Below are 23,469 nucleotides of genomic sequence, written 5' to 3'. Positions count from 1 at the left end.
CATGAATGCGAACGCCAAGGAAACGCGGGCACTCAGGGCAGAGACCCGCCGCCTGTTCGTCGAGGCTGTCGATTCGCTGCATCGAAGCGGCACGGGAGACGTCGTCTTCGGAGGCACGGTCGATGAGGGAGCCGTCGCCGTCGAGGCCGTGGCCGGTGCCAGTCAGGATCTGCTCTCCTCCCTCATCGTCTCCACCGGACGAGGTCTCGGCGGCCGTGCGATGACCGAAGGCACGCCGCAGCTGACCCGCGACTACGAGGTCGACCCCTATATCACCCATCACTACGACGAGGAGGTGCTCGGCGAGGGCATCCGCGTCCTCGTCGCCGTCCCCACTCTGCGTGGAGGAGAGGTCACGGGGATGGTCTACTGCGGGCATCGCTCGCACTACGATGCCGCGGCCCCGCAGACCGGAGATCTCGTCCGCCGCGTGCGGCAGCTCTCCGTCGACCTCGCCCGGCTGGATCGCCGGCGGGCGACCCGAGAAACCGGCAGCGGCAAACAGTGCTATTCCGACCTCGATTCCTCGGGCCGGGAGGCGCTGCGCCACACGTATGCGGAGTTGCGGGCGATCCGTTCGAGCATCATCGACGATGAGGCGAGGGAGCGGCTCAGCAACGTCGAGAACCGGCTGGCTGACATCCTCTCCGGGCACAATCCGGAGGACTATCCGTCTCCGGTGCCGGCAGTGCGCCTCTCCCCGCGGGAGACTGACATCCTCTCCCATGTGGCCTTGGGCTGGTCGAATGCGCGCATCGCCGAAGCACTGAGCCTGCGCGAGTCGACCGTGAAGTCCTATCTCAACACCGCCATGGTCAAGCTCTCTGCACGGACCCGCCACGAGGCCGTATCCATCGCCAGGTCCTCGAACGTCCTGCCCTGACAGGTTCTGGGCCTGGGGTCAGCGCACTCAGCCGTTGATGACCTCGGAATTCTCCCGCTCCATCTCCAGGGAACGGTCCGCTGCCGCCTGAGCAGCCGCCTCGGCGATGTCGAAGATTCCGGCATCGATGAACTTCGACAGACCTGCCAAGGTCGTTCCGCCCTTGCTGCTCACAGCCTGCCGCTGAGCGGCCGGGTCGGGCTTGGCACTGAGCAGGCGCCCGGCGCCGTCGGCGGTGGCCACGACCATCTCTCGGGCGACGTCCTCGCTCAGTCCCTGCTTGACGCCGGCGGCGATCATCGCCTCGGCCAGGAGGAAGAAGTACGCGACGCCGGACCCGGAGATCCCGGTCATCGCGGGGATCCGGGCTTCGTCGAGAGAGACGACGAGCCCGGCCCCGGAGAGCAGCGATCGCAGTGTTTCGACGCTGTCGTCGGACACCTCGGCGGAGGGGGCCAGGGCGATGACTCCGTGGCCGATCGAGCTCGGAGTATTGGGCATGATGCGCACGATAGGGTTCCGCGGGGCCAGCTGCGCGAGGTCAGCGGACGCGACTCCCGCGGCCATGGACACGAGAACTGCGGACGGATCGAGGGCGGGGGCGAGAGCGCGCAGCGTATCGGCCATCATCCACGGTTTGACGCCGAGGAAGACGAAGTCGGCGCCGGTCGCGGCGGTGCGATTGGCGTCCTCGTCCTCCTCCACCGAGGTGACCGTCGCCTGGGGCATCTCCCCCGACAAGCGCTTCGCCGAGGCGGCCGAATTCGTCGTCGCACGGACGGTGATGTCCGCGTCGGCGCTGAGGATCCCCTGGATCAGTGCGGTGCCCATGTTTCCGGTTCCGATGGAGGCGATCGTGGTCAAATTCGGCCAGCCTTTCGTCGTTGTGATGATGTGGATGTTGCTGTGGCCTTCGAGCTGAGGGTCAGCCGGGGCTGCTGTCGGCCGACGTCGCGGACCGGCCTTCCGAGGTGCGGGTGTGGCTGTGGGCGTTGCGCCGTGGAGCATCGTCGCCCAGTCCCAGGTGTTCGCGGGCGAAGGCGATCGAGTCGGCGAGCATCTTCTCGCGTGTCGACTGCTTGCGGACGAAGCGGGTGTTGACCTCGACGACGACGTCGCCGGCCCAATTGTGCTTCGCGAGGTACTGCAGGGTCTCGGCTACGGGCATGGTGCCGGCGCCGGGCACGAGGTGTTCGTCCTTGAGCGAGCCGGCGCCGTCGGTGAGGTGGACGTGGCGGAGACGGTCGAAGACCTCGGCGACGGTTTCGAGGGCGTTCATACCGGCCGTCGAGGCGTGGGAGAAGTCGAAGGTGAGGTCGTCGTAGTCTTCGTCCAGCGGATTCCAGTCGGGATAGTAGACGAGGATCTCGCGGAGTCCGGCCCGCCAGGGGTACATGTTCTCGACGGCCAGTCGCACGCCGGTCTCCTGCGAGACCTGCCGCACGCCGTCGACGAAGCCGAGCGCGTATTCGCCCTGCCAGCGGAAGGGCGGGTGGAGGACGACGGTCTCGGCGCCGACCTCTTTGGCGAGGTTCGCGGTGATGCGCAGCTTCTCCCAGTGGTCTTTGTGCAGCACGCGCGGAAGGAACAGCAGCGTCGGGGCATGGAGTGAGATGACGTCGAGGCCGGTCTCGGCGGCGAGTCCGTTGATGAGGTCGACGTCGCGGGTCTCCGCGTTGTGGGTGACCATGATCTCGACGCCGTCGTAGCCGTGTTTGCCAGCCTGGGCGAAGGTCTCCTCCACCGTCATCGGTGACACGGAGGAGCTGGAGAGACCGAGGCGGATCCGGTGGTCGGAGACGTGATGAGCGTCGTGTTCGTAGACTTCGTGACTGTCGAAGTACTGCCGGTGGCGCTTCGAATTCGAGCGTGCGGAATTCTTGGTGGTCAGCACCTTCCGTTGGGACTTCGACTTCTTGCTCATCAGGTCCAGTTTAACGCGGCTCCCGCCCCTCCTTGCTACCTGACGGCGGCCCAGCAACCCCGCGCGAGGTTGCTGGGCCGCCGTCAGGTAGTACGGAGCGGGATCCAACATCGGTTCCAGCGACTACGATGAGACAATATGAGAGAATTTCCGGTCCGTCGCGCGGAGGTTTCTGACGCTCAGCGGATAGCCGAGATCCAGGTCGCGGCGTGGAATTCTGCGTATCGCGGCATCATGGCCGACAACCTTCTCGACGGCCTGGACGCAAGTCGGATCGCTTCGAGGTTGGCGGAGAGCCTCGGCAACGAGAACAATTCGATCTCCACGCTCGTCGCGACTACGGCTGACGATGGGAAAGTACTCGGTTTCGGAGGGACCTGTCCCCCGCGCGATGGCGAGGATGTTCTCGGCCGGCTCCAAACCACTGATGGTCTCGGTGAGCTGGCCTTCCTCAACTTCCATCCCGAGGCATTCGGCTCAGGCGCGGCTTCGGTGCTCATCCGTGCGCTCGAAGACGACCTTCGTGCACAGGACTTCACGCAGGCATACCTCATGGTCGCTGAGGGAAACGACCGGGCAATGCGCTTCTACACCAAGCACGGCTGGCAACGATCGGACATCACCCATGCGTTCGCGAATGTGAGTCCGCCGGTGCCTGAGCGCCTCTTTCACACTTCCCTCTGAAGGATGGAGACGACCTGACCCCATGCCCCATCTCCACCAAATTCCAGCCTCAAAACACCTGACGGCGGCCCAGCAACCTCGCGCGGGGTTGCTGGGCCGCCGTCAGGTAGTAATTGTCAGCCGTAGAGTTCTTCGGTGTCCTCGTCGACCCAGTGCTTCGACTTCTCGACCGCCTTGTTCCACAGACGGTAGACGCGATCGACCTTCTCATCGTCCATCGACGGGTTCCAGCGCTTGTCCTCGCGCCAGTTGCCCTTCACGTCCTCTTCGCCGTTCCAGAACTTCACGGCGATGCCGGCCGCATAGGCCGCGCCAAGGGCCGTGGTCTCGACGACCTCGGGGCGGATGACGGGCACGCCGAGGAGGTCGGCCTGGAACTGCATGAGCGTCTCGTTGGCAACCATGCCGCCGTCGACCTTGAGCTCGGTGAGCTCGACCCCGGAGTCGAGGTTCATCGCGTCGAGGACCTCGCGGGACTGGAAGGCCACGGACTCGAGGGCCGCTCGCGCGATGTGGTTCTTATTCACATACCGGGTCAGGCCGACCATCACGCCGCGGGCATCGGACTCCCAGTGCGGGGCGAAGAGCCCGGAGAACGCCGGCACGATGTAGCAGCCGCCGTTGTCATCGACCTGTTTGGCCAGTGTTTCGACCTCAGGGGCATCATTGATGATCCCGAAGTTGTCGCGCAGCCACTGCACGAGCGAACCGGTCACGGCCACCGAGCCCTCAAGCGCGTAGACGGCTTCGTCCTCGCCGATCTTGTAGGCCACGGTCGTGAGCAGGCCGTTCTTGCTCGCCACCGGTTCATTGCCGGTGTTGATGAGCATGAAGTTGCCGGTGCCGTAGGTGTTCTTCGCCTGCCCCTTCTCGAAGCAGGCCTGACCGAAGGTCGCCGCCTGCTGATCACCGAGGATGCCGCAGATCGGGGTGTCGATGATCAGCCCGTTCTTCGCTCCGTAGCCGTAGATCTCGGAGCAGGACTTGATCTCGGGCAGCATCTCCAGCGGAATGCCCATGTCGGAGGCGATGTCGGCATTCCAGTCGAGGGTGTCGATGTTCATCAGCATCGTGCGGGAGGCATTCGTGACGTCGGTGACGTGTATTCCTCCGTTGGTGCCTCCGGTGAGGTTCCAGATCACCCAAGTGTCCATGGTCCCGAAGAGGAGGTCGCCGGCCGCGGCCGCTTCCTTGACTCCGTCGACGTTGTCGAAGATCCACTTGGCCTTCGGGCCGGCGAAGTACGTGGCCAAGGGCAGGCCCACCCGGTCCTTGTACTTGTCCGGGCCCTCGTCCCCGGCAAGCTCGTCGCAGACCTTCTGGGTGCGAGCGTCCTGCCACACGATCGCGTTGTAGACGGGTTCACCGGTGTTCTTGTTCCAGATCACCGTGGTCTCACGCTGGTTCGTGATGCCCACGCCCTCGAGCTGGTGGCGGTTGATGTTCGCGCGGGCCAGCGCCTGCCCAATCGCCTCGTTGGTGTTCTTGATGATCTCGACCGGATCATGTTCGACCCAGCCTGCGCGGGGGAAGATCTGCTCGTGTTCGAGCTGACCGGAGGACACGATCTGTCCGTCGTGGTTGAAGACGATGGCCCGCGACGAGGTGGTGCCCTGGTCGATGGCGAGGATGAACTTTTCCTGACTCATACTGACTCCTGTGTCGATGTGCTTGGGTGTGATCGTACTCAGATGAAGGCCTGGGAGACCAGACCTGCGAGGACACCACCGACGAGAGGTCCGGCGATCGGCACCCACGCGTACGCCCAGTCGGAGCTGCCCTTGTTCGGAATCGGCAGAAGAGCGTGGACGATACGGGGTCCGAGGTCACGCGCAGGGTTGATGGCATAGCCGGTGGGACCGCCCAACGAGGCACCGATGACGACGACGATGAGTGCCACTGCCAGCGGTCCGAGTTTGTCCGGGGTGCCGCCGAAGAGAAGGATGACGATGACGAGCACGAACGTCGCGATGACCTCGGTGACAAAGTTCCACGCATAGGAGCGGATCTCCGGTCCGGTGGAGAATGTTCCGAGGATGTTCCCGGCCTCCTTCTCCTCGTCGTAGTGCTTCTTGTACACGGCCCAGGCGAGCACCGCACCGATCATCGCACCGATCATCTCGGCCGCGAGATAGGCGATGGTGTTGCCGAAGGTCACAGCGATGCCCGGAGCGTACTCATCAGCTCCGCTGGCGAGGATGCCGAAGGTCACTGCGGGGTTGAGGTGCGCGCCGGTCTTATAGGCGACGAAGACACCGGCGAAGACCGCAAGGCCCCAGCCGAACGAGATCAGCAGCCAACCGCCGCCGTTGCCTTTGGTCTTGCCGAGTACGACGTTGGCGACGACGCCGACGCCGAGCAGGATGAGCATCGCCGTACCGGCGATCTCATAGAGAAAGATGGTGCCCATGTCTCACAAACTCCTCATTGTTCGTGTGTTCTCAGGTCTCGTCACTGTCGGCACTGACAGACGGTGACGCTGGTGCGGGTGCACCCGGGTGGTGCGGTGTCACAGATGGTGCGGTGATTCGTCTTAGGCCAGGGCCTCCCCCGCCAAGGCCGCCGCCGAAGCGTCGTCCTCCGTGCTCTCGGCCGCGACCTGGGCCTCGACGTGGGCGGTGAAGTCGGCGATCTCCTTCGCCTCCCGCTCGGCGTCCCAGCCGAGAACGGGGGCGACGATGGCGGCGACCGCCTCGGCGGCGTCCCTCCCCCGGTCCCGGGTCTCGTAGTTCAGCCGCATCCGACGCTCGAGGATATCGCCGAGGTGGACGGCCCCCTCGGCGGCGGCCGCGTAGTGGGCTTCGACGCGCAGATAGCGTTCGGCTCCTGCGAGGGGTTCGCCCAGGGAGGGATCGTCGTCGACGAGGTCGAGCAGATCTTCGATGAGGGTGCCGTAGCGGCGGATGAGGCGCTTAACGCGGGCCTCGTCCCATCCGTACTTCTCCGCGATCCCGGCCTGGCCGCGGCGCAGCGCACCCACGCCCTGGGCACCGAGCAGCGGCACGGATTCGGTCAGCGAGCGACGGTCCTTCGCATCGTCGCCGAGGACGAAGTCGACGGCGTCCTCGGCCATCACTCGATAGGTGGTGAACTTGCCGCCGGCAATCGCCGCCAGACCCGGTTCGACCTCCATGACAGTGTGTTCGCGAGAGACCTTCGTCGACGCCTGTCCCTCCTTGACCACCGGCTGGAGCAGAGGCCGGAGACCGGAGTAGACGCCGATGACGTCGTCACGGGTGAGTTTGTCGGCGAGGATCGCGTTCGCGTGCTCGAGCAGATAGTCGATGTCCTTCGACGTCGCCACCGGGGCGTCGACGTCCTCGGTCCATGGGGTGTCCGTGGTGCCGATGACCCAGTAGCCCTCCCACGGGATGACGAAGAGGACGGACTTCTCCGTCTTCGAGATGATGCCCGTGTCCGGGTCGGCCTTGATCTTGTCCTGATCGACGGTGATGTGCACGCCCTTGGACGCCAGCACCTTGAGACCGGCATCGGCCTTCGCCAGGTCCTGCTGCTCTTCGGTCCAGACGCCGCCGGCGAGGATGGTGCGGCGGGCGTGGATGTCGAATTCGTCTCCGGTCACTTCATCGCGTGCCCGCACTCCGGACACCTGGTCACCGTCGTGGAGGTAGCCGATGACGGAGACATGGTTGGCGGCGGCGGCACCGTATCCGACGGCCGAGCGGATGAGGGTCATGACGAAGCGGGCGTCGTCGACCTTCGCGTCGTAGTATTCGAGCGCTCCCACGGCTGCATCGTCGGCCAGGCCCGGGAAGTGCGAGCTCAACGCCTTCTTGCCCAGGTGACGATGCATCGGCACGGCACGTTTACGACCGGGCCGGGTGGCCATCGTGTCGTAGAGGAGCACACCGGAGCCGATGAAGGCCCGATCGATGAGCCGGTGTTCGAACGGGAAGACGAAGGCGACGGGTTCGACGAGGTGGGGCGCCGTGTGCTGGAGCAGCAGGTCGCGTTCCTTCAGTGCTTCGGCGACGAGTTTGAAGTCGAGCATCTCAAGATAGCGCAGCCCGCCGTGCATGAGCTTCGACGACCGTGAAGAGGTGCCCGAGGCCCAGTCCTTCGCGTCGACGACGCCGACCTTGAGTCCGCGGGTGGCCGCGTCGAAAGCCGATCCTGCCCCTGTCACACCTCCTCCGACGACGAAGACGTCCAGGGGATCGGCTGCGCTGGTCTTCTTCAGAGTCTCCAGTGCCTGTTCGCGCAGTTGTGGGGACAGCTCGCCATTTCGCATCGGCAGTTCTGTGCTTTCTTTCAGACGTTCGGGGTCACGTCGGCATCGTCACCTGCAGTCGGTGACCACAGGGTTCGGTGCGGCGAATACTCACAAGCTAGCAGGCGAACCTGAATTGCGATACTGACCGGCGGGCAGTTCCCGCCCCTGCCGGTGCTCGGTCGAGCGCAGAGTTCGCGTGCCCGCAAGTGCTCAGTCGAGCGCGGCGACGGGTTCGACGCGCATTGCCGAGGACTGCTCCGAGGAGTCCAGCAGGTCGAGTTTGCGCATGATGATGCCCTCGCGCAGCGCCCAGGGTGAGATATTCATGACACTGATGTCGAAGATCGTGAAGGCAGCCTCGGCGACGATGGCTCCGGCGAGCACCTGTCCGGCGCGGGCCTCGGAGACGCCCGGCAGGGTCGCCCGCTCCTCGGGAGTGCGTGAGGCCAGGGTGTCGATGATCCCTGAGAGGTCGCGGCGGAAGAGCTTGCGCGGCGCGTAGATGCCGTCGCCGCTCGGGGCAGCACCGGCGATGCGAGCCAGGGAGCGGAAGGTCTTCGAGGAGCCGACGACCTGATCGGGAGTGCCCACACGGTTGATCTTGCCGGCGATCTTGCCGATCTGAGCGCGAGCGTATTTGCGCAGGTTGTGCAGGTCCTCGGCCGAGGGGATGGGGTCGGGCAGGAAGTCCGAATAGGTGCGCCCGGCACCGAGGGGAACCGACACCGCTGCCTGCGGGTATTCGTCCTGGCCAGCGGCGATCTCCAAGGACCCGCCGCCGATGTCGAGCAGCAGAATCTTCCCCGCCGACCAGCCGAACCAGCGCCTGGCGGCGAGAAAGGTCACCCGTGCTTCGTCCTTGCCCGACATCACGTTGAGGGTCACTCCCAGCTGGGCATTGATCGTCTCGATGAGCTCCGCGCCGTTGGGGGCGTCGCGCACCGCCGAGGTGGCGAACGCGAGGATCTGCTCGGCCCCCTGGTCCTCGGCGATCTCGACGGCGTCGGCGATGAATTGGTGGAGGCGCGCCTGCCCGTCCGTGCCGATCGTTCCGTCGTCCTGGAGGTACTCGGCAAGCCGCATCACCTCCTTGTGCGAGGTGGCCGGCAGGGGCGGGGCTCCGACGTGGGCGTCGACGACGAGGAGGTGGACGCTGTTGGAGCCGATATCGAGGACTGCTAGGCGCATTCGCTCAGTTTATCCCGACAGCGGACTCACTCACCTCACTTCTGCCAGGCGGATTTGGTGAAGCCGAAAGCGGGCAGCCGCTTGGAGAAGAAGGCCCCCTGGCCGCGGGCGATCTCCGCCCGGTAGGCGCCGTCGAGCCACTCGGGCGGGGCGGTGACGGCAGAGCCGTCGGCATCCGCCGAGGCGGCCCCGCCGGGGGTGTGCCCGTCCAGGATCGCCTTCGCCCCGATCTGGCTGAGTCGGGACAGACCGGCGATCCGCTCCCCCAGAGCCTGCGCCGCCTCCAGAGGAGTGTCGGAGACCTCGTGGAAGAAGCCGAGTCGCTCCATGGTCTCGAAGTCCACGATCGAGGCGGTGATCAACAGGTAGCGGGCCCACGCGTCGCCGAGGACTCGTGCCAGCCGCTGAGTCGGTCCGGGCGGGTAGACGAGTCCGAGCTTCGCGGCGGTGACGCCGAAGATCGATCCGGGGGCGGCGATGCGGATGTCGCAGGCCGCGGCGATCTCGGTGCCTCCGCCCACGCAGTTGCCTTCGATGGCCGCGATCGTCGGGGTCAGCGCATTGGCCACGGCCGCCTCGGCGGTGGAATTGAGCTCCCAGAAATCCGCGATCGGCACGTCGAGGTCGGCGATGTCGGATCCGGCGGAGAAGTGCCCGCCGGCCCCGGTGATGATGAGCGCGCCGATCGAATCGTCGGCATCGACTGCGGCGATGATCTCCGGCAGGGCCCGCCACATCGCACGCGAGATCGCATTGCGCTTTTCGGTCCGATCGATTGCGAGGGTTCCGACCCCACCGGTGACGGTGAAGTCGAAACCCTCGCAATCGACCGGACGGTACAGACCGTCAGGTCCCATATTCAGACTGCCTTTCGAACGTGTCAGCCCCGGTTGTCGGGAACCTCGCGCTGGTCCTCACCGTCGTAGGCGCTCAGGGGACGGATGAGAGCGTTCTTCGCCTGCTGCTCGAAGATGTGAGCCGTCCATCCGGTGATGCGGGCCATGACGAAGATCGGAGTGAACTGCTCGGTGTCGAAGCCCATGAGGTGGTAGGCCGGACCCGAGGGATAGTCGAGGTTCGGGTAGATGCCCTTGCGCCCGACGAAGTCCTCTTCGAAGGCGTTGTAGAGGTCGAGCAGATCATTCGCACCCTTGACCGCGACCATGTCCTCGAAGGCCTTGCGCATGGTCGGCACGCGCGAGTCGCCGTTCTTGTACACGCGGTGGCCGAAGCCCATGATCTTCGCCTTCTTTGCCAACGCGTCGTCGATCCAGGCCGAGGCCTTGTCGGCGGTGCCGACCTCTTCGAGCATCGCCATGACCGCTTCGTTCGCGCCGCCGTGCAGGGGACCCTTGAGCGCACCGACGGCACCGGCGACAGCCGAGTACAGGTCGGAGGTCGTCGAGGTGATGACCCTGCCGGTGAACGTCGAGGCGTTGAAGGAGTGCTCGGCGTAGAGGATCATCGACACGTCGAAGCAGCGCACGACTTCCTCGGCGGGAACCTCGTCGAAGACCATCTTGAAGAAGTTCGCGGCATAGCCGAGGTCCTTCGTCGGAGCGACGGGGTCGAGGCCGTGGCGGCGACGGTGGTCGATGGCCACGATCGTCGGCAGCTGCGCGTAGAGGCGCTCGGCCTTGGCGAGGTTCGCCTCGGCGCCCTCGGTGTCGGCCTCGGGGTCGACAGCGCCGAGGTAGGCCACGGCCGTCTGCACGACGTGCATGGGGTGGCAGTCCTTGGGCAGGTCGAGGATGAGCTGGACGAGTTTGTCATCGACCTCGCGTTGGGCGTGCTCACGGGCCTTGAACTCCTCGAGCTGCGCCTCGGTCGGCAGTTCGCCGTTCCAGATGAGGTACGCGACGTCTTCGAAGCTGCGTTTGGCGGCGAGCTCTTGGACGGGGTAGCCGCGGTAGGTCAGCGAGTTGGTCTCCTGGACCACTTTGGACACGGCCGTGGTGTCGACGACGACGCCGGCGAGGCCCTTTTTGATTTCTTCGGTCACTGGTGACCCTCCTGTGAGAAGTTGAATACTGCGGCGTCGAACTCGTTGTACGCCGAGTAGTCGATCGTGTCGTACAGGTCCGCACGGGTCTGCATACCCTCGAGCAGGTCCACCTGAGTGCCCTTGTCCCGAATGGTCTGCAGGCCCGACTTGATCGCACCCATGGCGATGCGCAGAGTCGTGACCGGGTAGATCACGAGCTTGACTCCGACATTCGCCAACTGTTCGGTGGTGAACAGTTCGCTCTTTCCGAATTCCGTCATGTTCGCCAGGATCGGCACATCCACGGCCGCGGCGAATTTCTCGAACTCGCCGAGGTCGCGCATGGCCTCGGGGAAGATCATGTCCGCACCGGCATCGATGTAGGCCTTGGCCCGGTCGATCGCGGCGTCGAGTCCCTCACCGGCACGGGAGTCCGTGCGGGCGCAGATGACGAAGTTCTCATCCCGGCGACCCTTGACGGCTGCGGCGATGCGCTTGTTCATCTCGGCCGCGGTCACGACCTCCTTGCCGTCGAGGTGGCCGCAGCGCTTCGGGTTGACCTGGTCCTCCAAGTGCATGCCCGAGATGCCTGCGTCCTCGAACTCCTGGACGGTGCGGGCCACGTTCATGGCCTCGCCCCAGCCGGTGTCGGCGTCGATGAAGGTCGGCAGGTTCGTCACCCGGGCGATGTTGCGTCCGTGGTCGGCCACCTCGGTGAGGGTGGTCAGTCCGATGTCGGGCAGACCCATGGCCGCGGAGAACGCTCCGCCGGAGATGTAGACGCCTTCGAAACCGGTCTGCTCGATGAGCTGGGCGTTGATCGGGTTGATGGCGCCGGGAAACTGGACGATGTCATCGCCGGCCAGCAGCTCGCGGAACTTCGCGCGGCGCTCGGCGGGTGTTGCCTGTGCGCCCAGCATCAGAAGATGCCCTTCGATCCGCTGTGCTCGAGTCCGTCGACTGCGAACGACAGTTCGGCCACGCCCTCGGCGTCGAGGCTTTCGAGGTTCTCGGCGAGATCGATGAAGCGGTTCTGTTCGGACTCGGAGACGATGCCCTCGGCCAGGGTCTTGAACTTCTCGATGTAGTTCGCCCGGGCGAAGGGACGGGCACCGAAGGGGTGTGCGTCGGCCACGGCGATCTCGTCGGTCAGCGTCGAGCCGTCTTCGAATTCGATCTCCACGCGGCCGCCGAAGGCCTTCTCGTTCGGGTCGATCGAGTGGTAGCGGCGGGTCCACTCGGGATCTTCGGTGGTCTCGATCTTGTGCCACAGCTCGACGGTGTCGGGGCGGGCGGCACGCTCGGGGGCGTAGGAGTGCTCGTGGTGCCAGCCCTGGTCCTGCATGGCCACGGCGAAGATGTACATGATCGAATGGTCGAGCGTCTCACGGCTGGCCTTCGGATCCATCTTCTGCGGGTCGTTGGCGCCGGTGCCGATGACGTTGTGCGTGTGGTGCGAGGTGTGGATGACGATGCGCTTGATCTTGGCCAGGTCCTCGATCTCACCGCCGAGCTTGCGGGCGAGGTCGATGAGCGCCTGCGCCTGGTACTCGGCCGAGTGCTCCTTGGTGTACGTGTCGAGGATTGCGCGCTTGGACTCTCCCTGACCCGGCAGCGGAATGGTGTAGCTGGCTTCGGGGCCGGAGAGGATCCATGCGATGAAGCCGTCCTCACCTTCGTAGATCGGGTTCGGAGCACCCTCTCCGCGCATCGCCCGGTCAACGGCCTCGACGGCCATCTTGCCGGCGAAGGCAGGAGCGTGGGCCTTCCAGGACGAGATCTCGCCCTTGCGCGACTGACGGGTCGCCGTCGTCACGTGCAGGGCCTGCTGAATGGCCTGGAAGGTGACCTCGGTGGGCAGGTGCAGCATGGCGCCGATGCCCGCAGCGGCCGAGGGGCCGAGGTGGGCGACATGGTCGATCTTGTGCTCGTGCAGGCACATGCCCTTGACCAGGTCGACCTGGATCTCGTAGCCGGTGGCCACACCGTTGATGAGGTCCTTGCCCGAGATGCCCTTGTGCTGGGCGACGGCGAGGACCGGCGGGATGTTGTCGCCGGGGTGGGAGTATTCGGCGGCGAGGAACGTGTCGTGGAAGTCGAGTTCGCGCACGGCGACGCCGTTGGCCCATGCGGCCCATTCCGGGGAGAAGCGGTCGGTCAGCGGCAGGCCGAAGATGGCAGCGCCCGGGCTGAAGGGGTGGGTCTGCGCCTGCTCACGGGCGTGCTTCGGGGCCGAACGACGCACCGAGGCGGCTGCGACGGACGCGTTGTCGATGACCCGGTTGATGACCATCTCGGTGACATCGGCGTCCACGGGAGTCGGATCGGAGGCGACTTCTGCGATCTTCCAGGCGAGCTGATCTTCTCGAGCCAGGTTCTCTGAGCTCTTATGAGTGCGGACTTCATGATTGATCATGGATACCCCTTCATAGTCCTTGACCGGTTCTGGTCGGAAAGTGCTGACACAACTGTAGGCCACGTCACGTGGGCAGGTGCCTGCCGGTCGGAAATTTATCTCGACGTCAAGATATTTTACCCGACGTGTGTGCTGGTTCACCAACATGGGCCCCGCGGCACTTCTGCCTGCGCCCACGATGTGGGACGATGACTGCATGACTCGCACTGCCCTGGACTTCGACGAGAACTGGTTCGACGACGAGGAGTTCGCCCGCGTGCGCAGGCGCATGCCGATCCCCTACGTCAATGCGATCCCCGTGCGGGTGGGCGAATCAGGCAACGTCGAGCGCATCGGTCTGCTGCTGCGCAGCCTCGACGACGGAACGCTCGGCCGGGAGGTCGTCGGTGGACGCATCCGCTTCCACGAGACGATCCGCTCAGCGCTCATGCGTCACGCCGAGAACGACCTCGGCCCGATGGCGCTGCCGGTCATCCCCCCGGCGATCTCGCCGTTCCACATCGCCGAGTACTTCCCCACCGAAGGCTCGTCCCTGCTGCATGATCCGAGGCAGCACGCGATCTCCATGTGCTTCATCCTCGAGGTCCGTGGTGAGTGCACTCCGCGCGCCGACGCGCTCAGCCTCGACTGGCTGACTCCCGAGGAGACCCTGCGCGCCGATATCACCAGCGAGCTGTGCCACGGCCAGGAGTTCATCCTCAAGGCCGCACTCACCCACCTCGGCTTCCCGATCTGAGACGCAGGGTTCCACCCCCGCACATTTTTCTACGCGTCGTAGAATTGCGTTGGTAGACTGGAGGCGACGCAGACGATACCGCATATCGGGGCCGTCGTCGGCTCAGCCTTGATCCGCCGATGCGCGTAGCCGTATCGAGCCGCGCGTGTAATGGAAACGCCCCTCCTGAACCGGGAAAATGGTGGTGTTCGAAGTCAACATTCCTGGCCAGGAAACGGGTACCTTTCTGTGCTATTCGATCGCACGCCCGCGGCTGTGTCCCATCGGCCCGACCAAACCGCCCTTAAAAGGGGCCCGAGGCCGGGGCCGTGAAGGAGACCATGGCAAGCCAGGCGTCGAAGAAGCCGGTGAGAGACGGGGTCACCGCCCCCTCCCACTCATCGCGTCCGCGCTCAGATCCGGCCGAACCCCGGACATCAGGCAGATCGGTTGATTACGGCTCAAACACTCGATCTGCCCACTCGAAAGCGTCGTCGAGGCGCCGAACGAGGTCGCCATTGCCCACCGAACCGTTATATCTGGCGGCCCGAAATACTCCGAAGGCGATCTCGGCTGACAACGTCGCATCCTTTGCCGTGGCACCTCCCTGCTTCAACGCTTCAGCAAGAACCTCCGTCAACCACAGCAGCTTCCGCTCCTCCCGGTCCCTCAGAGACGGGCTCTCAGCCACGAGGCGAGCTCGCAGCGCAAACCGCTCCCCGCCTGCGACCAGATGGACAGACACCTCTCGTAATGCGCTTCGTGCTCGATAGAACGCCGCCAATGACGCCGTCGGCGCCGACCTTGCCTTAGCCGCCCCAGCAATGAGCAGTTCAGCGACGCGCTCCTCGTCCGCGAAGAGCACTTCTTGTTTATCGCCGAAGTAGCGGAAGAAGGTCGTCCGCCCCACCTCGGCACGCTCAGCGATCGCGGAGACGCTCACAGCATCGAAACCCCGTTCATCAAAGAGTTCGTATGCGGCATCGATGATGGACTGCCGGGTCCGCGCTTGGGAGCGGTCTCGAAGAGAGGACGAAGTTGTCATACGGATAGTCTAGCAGTAACATGAACTGGGTCCCAACTGGTACTGAGTTCCAGCGAGCGAATGCACCGCTTGCACCTGCATTGCCCAACTCGATCAGCACCCCATCGCCCAAAGCCGTCGCACCAGGAGCATCATGATTCACCACATCATTCGATTCACCGTCAAACCGGGAGTGTCGAACGAACAGCTCGATGAACTTCTCAGCAGCCTCGGACGACAAGCCACTGAAGTGCCGACGGTTGCTTCTGTTCACGTTGGTCGGGTGCACGGCGAACGCCACACCTGGGGCGCGAACTTCGTACTCAGAGACCTCGACGCCTACTGGGAGTTCATCACTCATCCCGCCCATTTGGAGACTGACAAGATCGGGTGGCCCCTGCTCGATGACTTCACGATGTTCGACATCGTCGAAGACACAGACCCGACGATCGGCGAGGCGATCTCGGCTCTACACGAACGCCGTCTGCGAGAGATCCCAGAACTGTCGGATGTGGTGGCACCACCGCGTAATGCCAGACAGAAGCAGGCTTGAACGCAGTTCGCTGTCGAACTCGACAGATTCGATACTCAAGCACTCAGCTAGGCATGACAGAAGAGGCCCACAATGAAAGCAGTTGCACACACACGGTTCGGCGACTCATCGGTTCTCCAAGTCGTTGACCTCCCGATGCCCACCCCGGGAGCCGGAGAGATCCGCGTCAAGGTCGTCGTCTCCGGAGTCAACCCGACGGATTGGAAAGGACGCGCAGGAGGTCGTTCCGTGACTTCAGAATCAGGACAAGCCCGAGTGCCCAACCAGGACGGTTCCGGAGTCGTTGATTCGATCGGACCTGAGGTCAGTGGTTTCTCCGTCGGCGACCGCGTGTGGGTCCACCTCGCCGCCCACGACCGCCCGACCGGGACCGCGCAGGAATACACGGTGGTGCCGCAGGAGAGGGTTGTCCACCTTCCTGACGTTGCGAGTTTCGACATCGGTGCCGCTCTCGGAGTACCAGCGATGACTGCCCATAGGGCATTGACTGTCTGCGAACTGGGCCCGGGACGTCTTGGCCCAGGAGCCCTTCAGGGACAGACCATCCTGGTTGCCGGCGGGGCCGGTGCAGTCGGACACGCCGCTATCCAGCTGGCTCGCTGGGCAGGAGCCGAAGTGATCACCACGGTCAGCTCCGCACAGAAGGCCACACTCGCCGCGGCAGCAGGCGCCCACCACGTCATCAACTACCGTGAGGGCGATACCGCTGCCGCGATCCGGAAGGTCGCCCCCGATGGAGTAGACCAGATTGTCGAGGTCGCCCCCGGTGACAACGCCGAGCTCGACTCGGCAGTGCTGGCCAATCGTGGTTCCATCGCGGTCTATGCCACCGAAGGCGAGCCATTGAGCCTCGACATCTGGCGACATCTCACGGTAAATGCGCGGTATCAGTTCATCCTTCTGTACACCGTCGGCCAAGCAGCTCTGACGGCCGCTGCCGAAGATATCGTCAACGCGCTCAACGACGGCGCTCTGCCTGTAGGCGAACAAGCAGGGCTCCCTCTGACACGATTCAGTTTGAAACAGACTCCGGCCGCTCACGATGCCGTTCAGTCCGGCACCACCGGCAAAGTCCTCATCGACGTCTCACCGCACGAGCTCGCGGCAGAATAGCCGAGTGAGAGCCAAAACGAACTTCGGAAAGACTGACACCGCCGAATACGCCCGACATCGGGCCGTGTTCCCTATCGATCCGGCCGCCGGCACCCGGGGCTCTACGGTCCTGTTTCGATAGGCACACGAACAGGCACCATAGAGAGAGGAACAGCGCCATGAGCTGGCTCTACTTGGCCCTCGCGGTTGTATTCGAGATAGTCGTCGGGGTTTCCGCCGACAAGGCAGACGGTTTCAAGCACCTCTGGTGGACGGCGGCTGCCCTCGTCAGCGGCGCGATCGCGACTCTATTCCTCAGTCTCGCCCTGCTCACTTTCGATGTCGGCGTCGGCTACGCGCTGTGGACCTCGCTCGCCGAGGTGGGAATCGTTATCGTCGGCGTGCTCTTCTTATCCCAGAAGCTCACGTGGAGAGCGATGCTCGGCATAGCCGTCATCCTCACGGGAGTCATCGGTCTCAACTTGTCGTGAACTCTTGAATCGCAGCCCCAGAGCCCAGTAAGGAGATACTAATGACCGTTCCAACCTCATCTTCCGCTTCTTATGAGACCGGACATAAGGGTCGCGGTTGGAGTGTCCTGCTGATCGCCGGCGGCTTCGAAATCGGGTACGCTCTGTCAGTCAAAGGCAGCGTCGGGTTCACCAACCCGGTCTGGTCGTTCGCAGCCGTCGTGTTCTTCCTCCTCACCATGCTCTTTCTCAGCCTTGCGCTCAAACACATCGACGTCGGCATCGGATACGCGGTGTGGACCGGCATCGGAGCTGTCGGCGCCGCTGTGCTTGGCCCAGTGTTCTACGACGAGAGCCTGACCTGGACCAAGGCTCTCTGGCTGGCAGCGATCATCGCTGGAGCAGTATGGCTCAAACAAGCAGGCGACACCACTCCCGTCGCCATAGAACAGGCAGAGCACTAACCTGAACCGAACTACACCTACTTAGTCGCCGGTGTACTGCCCGTTTCGGTCACCTGGGGAGCGGAGGGCAGACCAGAAGCTGCCGAATGGTCGGCACGAGCAGAATCATTCCTCACCCCCGTATACGGCTGAGGGGTCTACTTCGCAGTGTCGAACAGCTCTCGGCATGAAGATCGGGCAGCTAGGGCGTGTCTCCTTTATTGACCATTCCAGGACTGGCACGGTGGAGACGTGACTACACAGCAACGACACCGAGTCTTCACTGATGAGCAGTGGGAGAAGATTGAACCACTTCTGCCCTCGAATGTCGGCAAGAGAGCCCGACCATTTGAGAACAATCGCCGAATCGTCGAAGGAATCGTCTACCGCTACCGGGCCGGCATCGCCTGGCGCGACCTGCCACGTGAGCACTTCGGGCCCTGGCAGACAGTATGGAAACGCCACCGCCGCTACGCCGCCGACGGCACCTGGGACCGAGTCTTAGCTCGGGTGCTTTCCGATGCTGATGCTGCCGGTGACATCGATTGGAACATCTCCGTCGATGGCACCATCAATCGTGCTCACCAGCACGCGACGAACACGACCCGCCCTGACCAGGACACAGGGGGCTACGTCGAATTACAAGAATCTGCCTGATTCGGAATGTGAACCCGCCGGGCACGGCATCGGTCGCTCACGTGGTGGGCTGACGACGAAGATCCATCACGCCGTCGACGGCAAGGGTCGACCTTTGGCTGTCGTGGTCACCGGCGGACAGCGTCACGACGGGGTGATCCTGCCGCAGGTCCTGGCTGATATCCGAGTACCGCGGGCTGGCGGTGGTCGTCCTCGCACGTGTCCGGACGCCGTTCTGGCGGATCGCGCTTATGGGTCCAAAGGCAACCGCGACTACCTGCGTTCGCGCGGCATCCGGGCGATGATCCCGGAGAAAAAAGACCAGATCGCGACCAGGAAGAAGCGCGGCAGCAAAGGTGGCCGGCCGCCAGTGTTCGACGCCGGTGTCTACCGGAACCGCAACGTCGTGGAGCGCTCGTTTGCCTACGTCAAGCAATGGCGGGGGTTAGCGACGAGATACGACAAGCTCGCCATCACGTATCGAGCGGCTGTCGTGATCAGCGCGATCCTGACATGGCTCCGCCAATAAAGGAGACATGCCCTAGTCCAGCGTTGACACTGTTACGCAAAGGCGAGCGCCATAGCGCGAGGAGATAAAGAAGCCCCCCTGATCAGCATTCGCTGATCGGTGGCATCGCCAAGCCGCCTGCGGGAACCGAGCCCCGGACCTCTTCATTCTGGCGGCCCATCCACTTGAGCGGACACTAAAAGTCCACGAGAGCTGACGAAATGACTGGCTGACTCCCGAGGAGACCCTGCGCACGGATATCACCAGCGAGCTGTGCCACGGCCAGGAGTTCATCCTCAAGACCGCACTCACCCACCTCGGCTTCCCGATCTGAGACGCAGGGTTCCACCCCCGCGCATTTTTCTACACGTCGTAGAATCGCGTTGGTAGACTGGAGGTGACGCGGACGATACCGCATATCGGGGCCGTCGTCGGCGTTCAGGGTTGGCCAGGCCCCGATCGAGAGGTCTGCGATGTCTGCCCAGTCCCGCCAAGCCGAAGCACGTCCCACCGAAGCACGTCCCACCGAGTCGGGTCTCAACCGCGAACTCGGGGTCCTCGTCGGATTCGACGGCTCCGAACTCGCCGCCCAGGCTGTGCGCTTCGGAGCCGCCGAAGCACGGAGCCGGTCCATCCCGCTGACCGTCGTCACCGCGTATGCGCTGCCGACGATGATCTACCCGAACATGGCCTCCATCCCCAACGAACCCGAAGACGACCGGGCGAAGAGGGCAGCGGAGGAGACCCTCGCCGAGGCGGTCGAACTCGTTCGCGATCACCCGGGTGAGAAGAGCTTCCGCACTGCTCCCGGCGACGCCGCCGGGGTGCTCGTCACCCTCAGCTCATCAGCCGAGATCGCCGTCGTCGGCGCCCGCGGCCGCGGCGGCTTCATGGGGCGCGTCCTCGGTTCGGTGTCCACCGCCCTTCCCGCGCATGCGCACTGCCCGACCATCGTTGTGCCGCACCACGCCACGGCCATCGATGCCGCCGACGGTCCCGTGATCGTCGCCGTCGACGGTTCGGACACGGGCCGGGTCGCGATGTTCACCGCGGCCGCCGAGGCTGCCGTCCGCGGGGCGGCTCTCGAGGTCGTCGCGGTGCTGCCCGCCGGTGAGGAATGGCTCTATTGGTACCCCGAGCTCGAACTCAGCTCCGAGGTCACCGGACGCCGACAGAAGCAGATCGCCGCCGGGCTCGAGAAGGAGGCTACCGAGCTGGGTGAGCAGTTCCCGGACCTGCCTGTGTCCGCCTCGGTGCCGGTGGGCGATCCCAAGGAGGTCCTCGCCGATGCCAGCGGGCGCGCACGGCTGCTGGTCATGGGCACCCGCGGGCGTGGGCGGATCAAGTCCGCCCTGCTCGGCTCGGTCTCCCGCGGTGTCCTCGACCATGCTGCAGGCCCGGTGATGGTCGTTCCCAGCTGAGCGGTCATCGGCACCTCCGCACGTTCGCTGCCCTGTTGTACAGTGGTGGCTACGACAGGGGAGCGCCGTCAGGGGCGCTGAGAGTGCAGAAGAAGCTGCAGACCCTCGAACCTGATGCGGTTAGCACCGCCGAAGGAAGTCGAGACTCTTCACCCCTCCTTGCATGAGGAGGCACAATGCCGAGAACCACCACGTCCGATCGCACAACGGCTGCCGCACCCGTCCACACTTTGGCGCCGAAGACGAAGTCATGGCGGGTCGTCGACTATGTCACCACCGCCGTGCTCGGCATCGCCGTCGGGCTGGTGTTCTGGGTGCTGGCGCTGAGCTGGAAGGTCCTCGAACTCGCGTTCCAGGCGTTCCCGCCCTCGATCGGCCTCATCGCGGGACTGTGGGTCCTCGCCGGTCCTCTGGCCGGCGCGATCATCCGCAAGCCCGGTGCGGCCCTGCTGTGTGAACTCATCGCGGCCATCGTCGAGGCTGTCCTCGGATCCCACTTCGGGGCCACCGTGCTGCTGTCGGGATTCCTGCAGGGCCTCGGTGCCGAACTCGTCTTCGCCGCCTTCGGCTACCGGCGGTTCACTCTCTGGGTCACTTCGCTGTCCGGGGTGTTGGCTGCGGCGTTCATGGCCGTGAGCGAGAACATCATGTACAACGCCGAATGGCAGTTCGGCTTCCAGGCGGCGTACGCGGTGTGCGCGATCATCTCCGGTCTCGTCATCTCCGGCATCGGCGCCTGGTTCGCCTACCGCACGATTGCGAAGACCGGGGCGCTGAGCTCGTTCGCCTCCGGCCGTCTGCGCTGATGGCGCTGCCGATCACGGCGCGCGGGTATGCGTGGACGCACGCCGACCGTGACACTCCTGCCGTCGGTCCCCTCGATCTCGATATCGCCGCGGGCTCGACGGTCCTGCTCCTCGGCCCCTCGGGGGCGGGGAAGACGACCCTGCTGCACGCGATCGCCGGAGTCCTGCCCACCGAATCCGGGGAGGCCGCCGGTGAGCTGCTGATCGGCGGTGCCGTCCCGGACCCGCGCCGAGGTGACACCGGGATTGTGCTCCAGGATCCCGAATCCCAGGTGATCTTCTCCCGGGTCGGCGATGACGTCGCGTTCGGGATGGAGAACCTCGGCGTGCCGGCACGTGATATCGAGGTCAGGATTCCGGCGTCGCTGGCTGCCATGGGCCTCGACCTCCGCGAGGATCGCCCCACCGCTGCCCTGTCCGGCGGGCAGAAGCAGCGCCTCGCTCTGGCCGGCATCCATGCGATGTCGCCCGAGGTCATCGTCCTCGACGAACCGACAGCGAACATCGATCCCGAATCCGCCCCGAGCGTGCGGGATGCGATCCTCGCCCTCCGGGCCGCCACCTCGGCGACGATGATCATCGTCGAACATCGGGTGGGGCTGTGGCTCGAGTTCGTCGACACCGTCATCATCCTCGGGCGCGAGGGTGTAGTGGCCCAGGGCGCACCACGCGAGGTCTTCGGGGACCCGGACCTGGCCGGGCTGCTGCGTGAGGGTGGGATCTGGGTGCCCGAGGATCCCGAGGCCGCCGAGGTGGCCGCCCAGGCCTCGGTCACTCGGCTCCCCTCCCCTGCGGGCGCACGGGCCACCTCAGCGGCTCCCGGTGAGGTGCTGTTGCGCACGCGCGACCTGGGCGTCGCCCGGCCCGGCGCGAAAGTACCTGCGGCCACGGGCATCGATCTCGACATCCGTGCCGGTGAGGCCATCGGAATCGTCGGTCCCAACGGTGCCGGGAAGTCGACGACGGCGCTCACGCTCGCCGGACTCATTCCCGAGTTCACCGGTGAGGTCCTCGCCGAGGTGGGCCTGCGGGACGGGGCCGGTCGCCGAGGCGGGGCGAACCATGCCCGCCCGTATCGGTGGCCCTCGGCCTACTTGGCTCCGCGCATCGGGATGGTCTTCCAGGAGCCCGCGCATCAGTTCCTCACCGCGAGCGTGGCCGCCGAACTCGAGCTCGGCCCCAGGCTGGCGGGCTGGTCGGCCGGCGCCGTCGAGTCCCGGGTGACCGAACTGCTCGAGGTGCTCGGCCTCGGCGATCTGGCCGAGGCGCATCCGCACAGTCTCTCCGGCGGGGAGAAGCGCCGGCTCTCAGTCGCGGCGATGCTCGCCCCGCGCCCGGCGGTCCTCATCGTCGACGAACCGACGTTCGGTCAGGATGCGCTGACCTGGGCCGGCCTCGTCGAACTCTTCCTCGATGCGCTGACCGGAGGGGCGGCGGTGGTCGCGGTCAGTCACGATCATGGCTTCCTCGATGCCATCGGTGCCCGCAGGATCACCCTCGGCGCAGCTGTGGAATCGTCCGCCGCTTCGTCCGAGAGTGCTTCCGCTGCAGGTGTGTCCGCCGCTTCATTTACGCGTGTGCCGGGTTCCCGGAACCAGGTGAGAGGTGAGCGCGTTGAGTGACCGAAGTGCCACCGCCGAGGCGGCCGCACCCGTCCAGGATCCCGGCCAGCTCATTCCCATGGTCAGGTCGACGGCGTTGGTGCGGTGCAATCCGCTGACGAAGATCGTCGTGCCCCTCGTGCTCATGGTCGGGGCGCTGCTGAGCATCGATCTCGTGTCCGCCGGCGTCGTCCTCGCGTTCACCCTGCTCAGCCTTCCTGCCTCGGGTCTCGACCTTGGGGCCGCGCTTCGGCGGCTGTGGTTCCTGCCGGCCGGTGCCCTGCTCGCGGCGTGGGGCACGGCGATCCTGGCGGAGAAGACCGGTGCCGTGGTCGTCGACTTCGGCCCGATCCTCATGACAACCGGGTCCTTGGGGGCAGCCTCAGCGATCTTCGTCCGTGCTCTGGCCCTGGCGACTCCGCTCATCGTGCTCGCCTCGACGATCGACCCGCGCGACCTCGCCGATGCACTCATCCAGCACGTGCGCTTGCCCGAGGTCGTCGTCATCTCCGTATTGGCCGCGGGCAGGCTGCTCGGGCTGCTCGTCAGCGAGTGGCAGGTGCTGTCGATGGCCCGGCGGGCTCGCGGCGTCGCCGGAGGATCGCTGGCACGGCGCATGGGAAGCCTGTTCGGCGGTGTCTTCGTTCTCCTCGTCGTCTCCATCAGGCGGGCGACGACGCTGGCGATGGCGATGGAGGGCCGAGCGTTCGGACGACCAGGTCGGACGTGGCGCAGGCGCTCGACGTTCGGCGCCCGCGATCTCGTGGTCGTGGTGTCGGCGGTGGGCGTGTGCGTGCTCGCGATCGTCGCCGCTCATGCCCTCGGTACGTGGAATCCGATCGTCGGCGGTGACTGACAGGCCCGGAGTTGCTCAGACCTCAGGCACG

23 protein-coding genes and 1 riboswitch are annotated in these 23,469 nt (G+C 65.2%); of the genes, 12 read left to right on the top strand and 11 right to left on the bottom strand.

Features of this window, described 5'->3' with window-relative positions; all coding sequences use genetic code 11:
- Position 1 precedes the first annotated feature (1 nt).
- The gene (locus GUY23_RS05600; RefSeq protein ID WP_166970476.1) at positions 2-883 is read left to right on the top strand and encodes a helix-turn-helix transcriptional regulator; all 882 of its coding nucleotides are present in this window, start codon (positions 2-4) and stop codon (positions 881-883) included.
- Between the two features lie 27 nt (positions 884-910).
- On the opposite strand, the gene proC is transcribed toward GUY23_RS05600, so the two are convergent.
- Together proC and GUY23_RS05590 are read right to left on the bottom strand one after the other, a co-directional pair.
- The gene (gene proC, locus GUY23_RS05595) at positions 911-1,747 is read right to left on the bottom strand and encodes a pyrroline-5-carboxylate reductase (protein ID WP_166970474.1); all 837 of its coding nucleotides are present in this window, start codon (positions 1,745-1,747) and stop codon (positions 911-913) included.
- A 61-nt stretch (positions 1,748-1,808) separates the two neighbouring features.
- Entirely contained in the window at positions 1,809-2,807 is a 999-nt protein-coding gene (locus GUY23_RS05590) for a sugar phosphate isomerase/epimerase family protein (protein WP_166970472.1), read from the bottom strand.
- 138 nt (positions 2,808-2,945) lie between these two features.
- Between GUY23_RS05590 and GUY23_RS05585 the strand changes: the two genes are divergently transcribed.
- Positions 2,946-3,491 carry a GNAT family N-acetyltransferase gene (locus tag GUY23_RS05585; protein WP_166970470.1) on the top strand — a complete coding sequence of 182 codons (546 nt, stop codon included), beginning with the start codon at positions 2,946-2,948 and terminating at the stop codon, positions 3,489-3,491.
- 116 nt (positions 3,492-3,607) lie between these two features.
- Here GUY23_RS05585 and glpK read toward each other — a convergent pair whose 3' ends face one another.
- The 8 genes from glpK to GUY23_RS05545 all read right to left on the bottom strand — a co-directional run bounded on the left by glpK (position 3,608) and on the right by GUY23_RS05545 (position 13,313).
- Positions 3,608-5,140: a glycerol kinase GlpK gene (gene glpK, locus GUY23_RS05580; protein ID WP_166970468.1), complete on the bottom strand. Its 1,533-nt coding sequence runs from the start codon at positions 5,138-5,140 to the stop codon at positions 3,608-3,610.
- A gap of 38 nt (positions 5,141-5,178) precedes the next feature.
- Positions 5,179-5,901: an MIP/aquaporin family protein gene (locus GUY23_RS05575; RefSeq protein WP_166970466.1), complete on the bottom strand. Its 723-nt coding sequence runs from the start codon at positions 5,899-5,901 to the stop codon at positions 5,179-5,181.
- A 123-nt stretch (positions 5,902-6,024) separates the two neighbouring features.
- Positions 6,025-7,743: a glycerol-3-phosphate dehydrogenase/oxidase gene (locus tag GUY23_RS05570; protein ID WP_166970464.1), complete on the bottom strand. Its 1,719-nt coding sequence runs from the start codon at positions 7,741-7,743 to the stop codon at positions 6,025-6,027.
- Positions 7,744-7,935: 192 nt separating this feature from the next.
- The gene (locus GUY23_RS05565) at positions 7,936-8,913 is read right to left on the bottom strand and encodes a Ppx/GppA phosphatase family protein (protein WP_166970462.1); all 978 of its coding nucleotides are present in this window, start codon (positions 8,911-8,913) and stop codon (positions 7,936-7,938) included.
- A 35-nt stretch (positions 8,914-8,948) separates the two neighbouring features.
- Positions 8,949-9,770 (bottom strand): enoyl-CoA hydratase/isomerase family protein, encoded by an 822-nt coding sequence (locus tag GUY23_RS05560; protein WP_166970460.1) that lies wholly within the window; start codon positions 9,768-9,770, stop codon positions 8,949-8,951.
- A gap of 23 nt (positions 9,771-9,793) precedes the next feature.
- Positions 9,794-10,915: a bifunctional 2-methylcitrate synthase/citrate synthase gene (locus GUY23_RS05555; RefSeq protein ID WP_166970458.1), complete on the bottom strand. Its 1,122-nt coding sequence runs from the start codon at positions 10,913-10,915 to the stop codon at positions 9,794-9,796.
- Positions 10,912-11,817, bottom strand: a complete 906-nt coding sequence (gene prpB, locus GUY23_RS05550; protein WP_166970456.1) for a methylisocitrate lyase — start codon at positions 11,815-11,817, stop codon at positions 10,912-10,914. The genes GUY23_RS05555 and prpB overlap by 4 nt, the downstream gene beginning before the upstream one ends.
- Positions 11,817-13,313 carry an MmgE/PrpD family protein gene (locus tag GUY23_RS05545; protein WP_166970454.1) on the bottom strand — a complete coding sequence of 499 codons (1,497 nt, stop codon included), beginning with the start codon at positions 13,311-13,313 and terminating at the stop codon, positions 11,817-11,819. Before GUY23_RS05545 ends, prpB begins: the two co-directional genes overlap by 1 nt.
- Positions 13,314-13,509: 196 nt before the next feature.
- On the opposite strand from GUY23_RS05545, the gene GUY23_RS05540 reads away from it, so the two are divergent.
- Positions 13,510-14,049 (top strand): DUF4916 domain-containing protein, encoded by a 540-nt coding sequence (locus GUY23_RS05540; protein WP_166970452.1) that lies wholly within the window; start codon positions 13,510-13,512, stop codon positions 14,047-14,049.
- A gap of 433 nt (positions 14,050-14,482) precedes the next feature.
- On the opposite strand, the gene GUY23_RS05535 is transcribed toward GUY23_RS05540, so the two are convergent.
- A complete protein-coding gene (locus GUY23_RS05535) occupies positions 14,483-15,073 on the bottom strand; it encodes a TetR/AcrR family transcriptional regulator (protein ID WP_166970450.1) in 591 nt (196 codons plus the stop codon).
- A 133-nt stretch (positions 15,074-15,206) separates the two neighbouring features.
- On the opposite strand from GUY23_RS05535, the gene GUY23_RS05530 reads away from it, so the two are divergent.
- From GUY23_RS05530 to GUY23_RS05490, 9 genes are all read left to right on the top strand, one after another.
- Positions 15,207-15,605 (top strand): Dabb family protein, encoded by a 399-nt coding sequence (locus GUY23_RS05530; RefSeq protein ID WP_166970448.1) that lies wholly within the window; start codon positions 15,207-15,209, stop codon positions 15,603-15,605.
- A 72-nt stretch (positions 15,606-15,677) separates the two neighbouring features.
- Positions 15,678-16,718, top strand: a complete 1,041-nt coding sequence (locus GUY23_RS05525; protein WP_166970446.1) for an NADPH:quinone reductase — start codon at positions 15,678-15,680, stop codon at positions 16,716-16,718.
- A gap of 158 nt (positions 16,719-16,876) precedes the next feature.
- Complete coding sequence (locus GUY23_RS05520; protein WP_166970444.1) at positions 16,877-17,188, top strand: DMT family transporter; 312 nt, start codon at positions 16,877-16,879, stop codon at positions 17,186-17,188.
- A 41-nt stretch (positions 17,189-17,229) separates the two neighbouring features.
- On the top strand, positions 17,230-17,631 hold the full coding sequence (locus tag GUY23_RS05515; RefSeq protein ID WP_166970442.1) for a DMT family transporter: 402 nt from the start codon (positions 17,230-17,232) through the stop codon (positions 17,629-17,631).
- Positions 17,632-17,862: 231 nt separating this feature from the next.
- Positions 17,863-18,775, top strand: a protein-coding gene (locus tag GUY23_RS05510) for an IS5 family transposase (protein WP_228282687.1) whose coding sequence is annotated in 2 segments (ribosomal slippage) — positions 17,863-18,234 and positions 18,236-18,775 — 912 coding nt in all. Because the reading frame shifts where the segments join, the coding sequence is not laid out codon by codon here.
- A gap of 452 nt (positions 18,776-19,227) precedes the next feature.
- The gene (locus tag GUY23_RS05505; RefSeq protein ID WP_166970440.1) at positions 19,228-20,175 is read left to right on the top strand and encodes a universal stress protein; all 948 of its coding nucleotides are present in this window, start codon (positions 19,228-19,230) and stop codon (positions 20,173-20,175) included.
- Positions 20,176-20,221: 46 nt separating this feature from the next.
- A riboswitch (TPP riboswitch) is annotated at positions 20,222-20,330 on the top strand.
- Positions 20,331-20,351: 21 nt separating this feature from the next.
- On the top strand, positions 20,352-20,981 hold the full coding sequence (locus tag GUY23_RS05500; RefSeq protein ID WP_166970438.1) for an ECF transporter S component: 630 nt from the start codon (positions 20,352-20,354) through the stop codon (positions 20,979-20,981).
- Entirely contained in the window at positions 20,981-22,603 is a 1,623-nt protein-coding gene (locus tag GUY23_RS05495) for an ABC transporter ATP-binding protein (RefSeq protein ID WP_166970436.1), read from the top strand. Before GUY23_RS05500 ends, GUY23_RS05495 begins: the two co-directional genes overlap by 1 nt.
- Positions 22,596-23,438: an energy-coupling factor transporter transmembrane component T family protein gene (locus tag GUY23_RS05490; RefSeq protein WP_228282752.1), complete on the top strand. Its 843-nt coding sequence runs from the start codon at positions 22,596-22,598 to the stop codon at positions 23,436-23,438. Before GUY23_RS05495 ends, GUY23_RS05490 begins: the two co-directional genes overlap by 8 nt.
- Positions 23,439-23,469: the final 31 nt, after the last annotated feature.

The sequence above is a fragment of the Brevibacterium atlanticum genome (assembly GCF_011617245.1).
GTDB lineage: Bacteria > Actinomycetota > Actinomycetes > Actinomycetales > Brevibacteriaceae > Brevibacterium > Brevibacterium atlanticum.
The sequence above is the reverse complement of the archived record's forward strand: the minus strand, read 5'-3'. Positions and strand labels throughout refer to the sequence as shown.

Coding starts and splice junctions, on each gene's coding strand:
- GUY23_RS05515 (WP_166970442.1), top strand. CDS start 17,230: ATGACCGTTCCAACCTCATCTTCCGCTTCTTATGAGACCGGACATAAG.
- GUY23_RS05575 (WP_166970466.1), bottom strand. CDS start 5,901: ATGGGCACCATCTTTCTCTATGAGATCGCCGGTACGGCGATGCTCATC.
- glpK (WP_166970468.1), bottom strand. CDS start 5,140: ATGAGTCAGGAAAAGTTCATCCTCGCCATCGACCAGGGCACCACCTCG.
- GUY23_RS05535 (WP_166970450.1), bottom strand. CDS start 15,073: ATGACAACTTCGTCCTCTCTTCGAGACCGCTCCCAAGCGCGGACCCGG.
- GUY23_RS05505 (WP_166970440.1), top strand. CDS start 19,228: ATGTCTGCCCAGTCCCGCCAAGCCGAAGCACGTCCCACCGAAGCACGT.
- GUY23_RS05600 (WP_166970476.1), top strand. CDS start 2: ATGAATGCGAACGCCAAGGAAACGCGGGCACTCAGGGCAGAGACCCGC.
- GUY23_RS05545 (WP_166970454.1), bottom strand. CDS start 13,313: ATGATCAATCATGAAGTCCGCACTCATAAGAGCTCAGAGAACCTGGCT.
- GUY23_RS05520 (WP_166970444.1), top strand. CDS start 16,877: ATGAGCTGGCTCTACTTGGCCCTCGCGGTTGTATTCGAGATAGTCGTC.
- prpB (WP_166970456.1), bottom strand. CDS start 11,817: ATGCTGGGCGCACAGGCAACACCCGCCGAGCGCCGCGCGAAGTTCCGC.
- GUY23_RS05570 (WP_166970464.1), bottom strand. CDS start 7,743: ATGCGAAATGGCGAGCTGTCCCCACAACTGCGCGAACAGGCACTGGAG.
- GUY23_RS05585 (WP_166970470.1), top strand. CDS start 2,946: ATGAGAGAATTTCCGGTCCGTCGCGCGGAGGTTTCTGACGCTCAGCGG.
- GUY23_RS05565 (WP_166970462.1), bottom strand. CDS start 8,913: ATGCGCCTAGCAGTCCTCGATATCGGCTCCAACAGCGTCCACCTCCTC.
- GUY23_RS05560 (WP_166970460.1), bottom strand. CDS start 9,770: ATGGGACCTGACGGTCTGTACCGTCCGGTCGATTGCGAGGGTTTCGAC.
- GUY23_RS05530 (WP_166970448.1), top strand. CDS start 15,207: ATGATTCACCACATCATTCGATTCACCGTCAAACCGGGAGTGTCGAAC.
- GUY23_RS05590 (WP_166970472.1), bottom strand. CDS start 2,807: ATGAGCAAGAAGTCGAAGTCCCAACGGAAGGTGCTGACCACCAAGAAT.
- GUY23_RS05540 (WP_166970452.1), top strand. CDS start 13,510: ATGACTCGCACTGCCCTGGACTTCGACGAGAACTGGTTCGACGACGAG.
- GUY23_RS05495 (WP_166970436.1), top strand. CDS start 20,981: ATGGCGCTGCCGATCACGGCGCGCGGGTATGCGTGGACGCACGCCGAC.
- GUY23_RS05500 (WP_166970438.1), top strand. CDS start 20,352: ATGCCGAGAACCACCACGTCCGATCGCACAACGGCTGCCGCACCCGTC.
- GUY23_RS05525 (WP_166970446.1), top strand. CDS start 15,678: ATGAAAGCAGTTGCACACACACGGTTCGGCGACTCATCGGTTCTCCAA.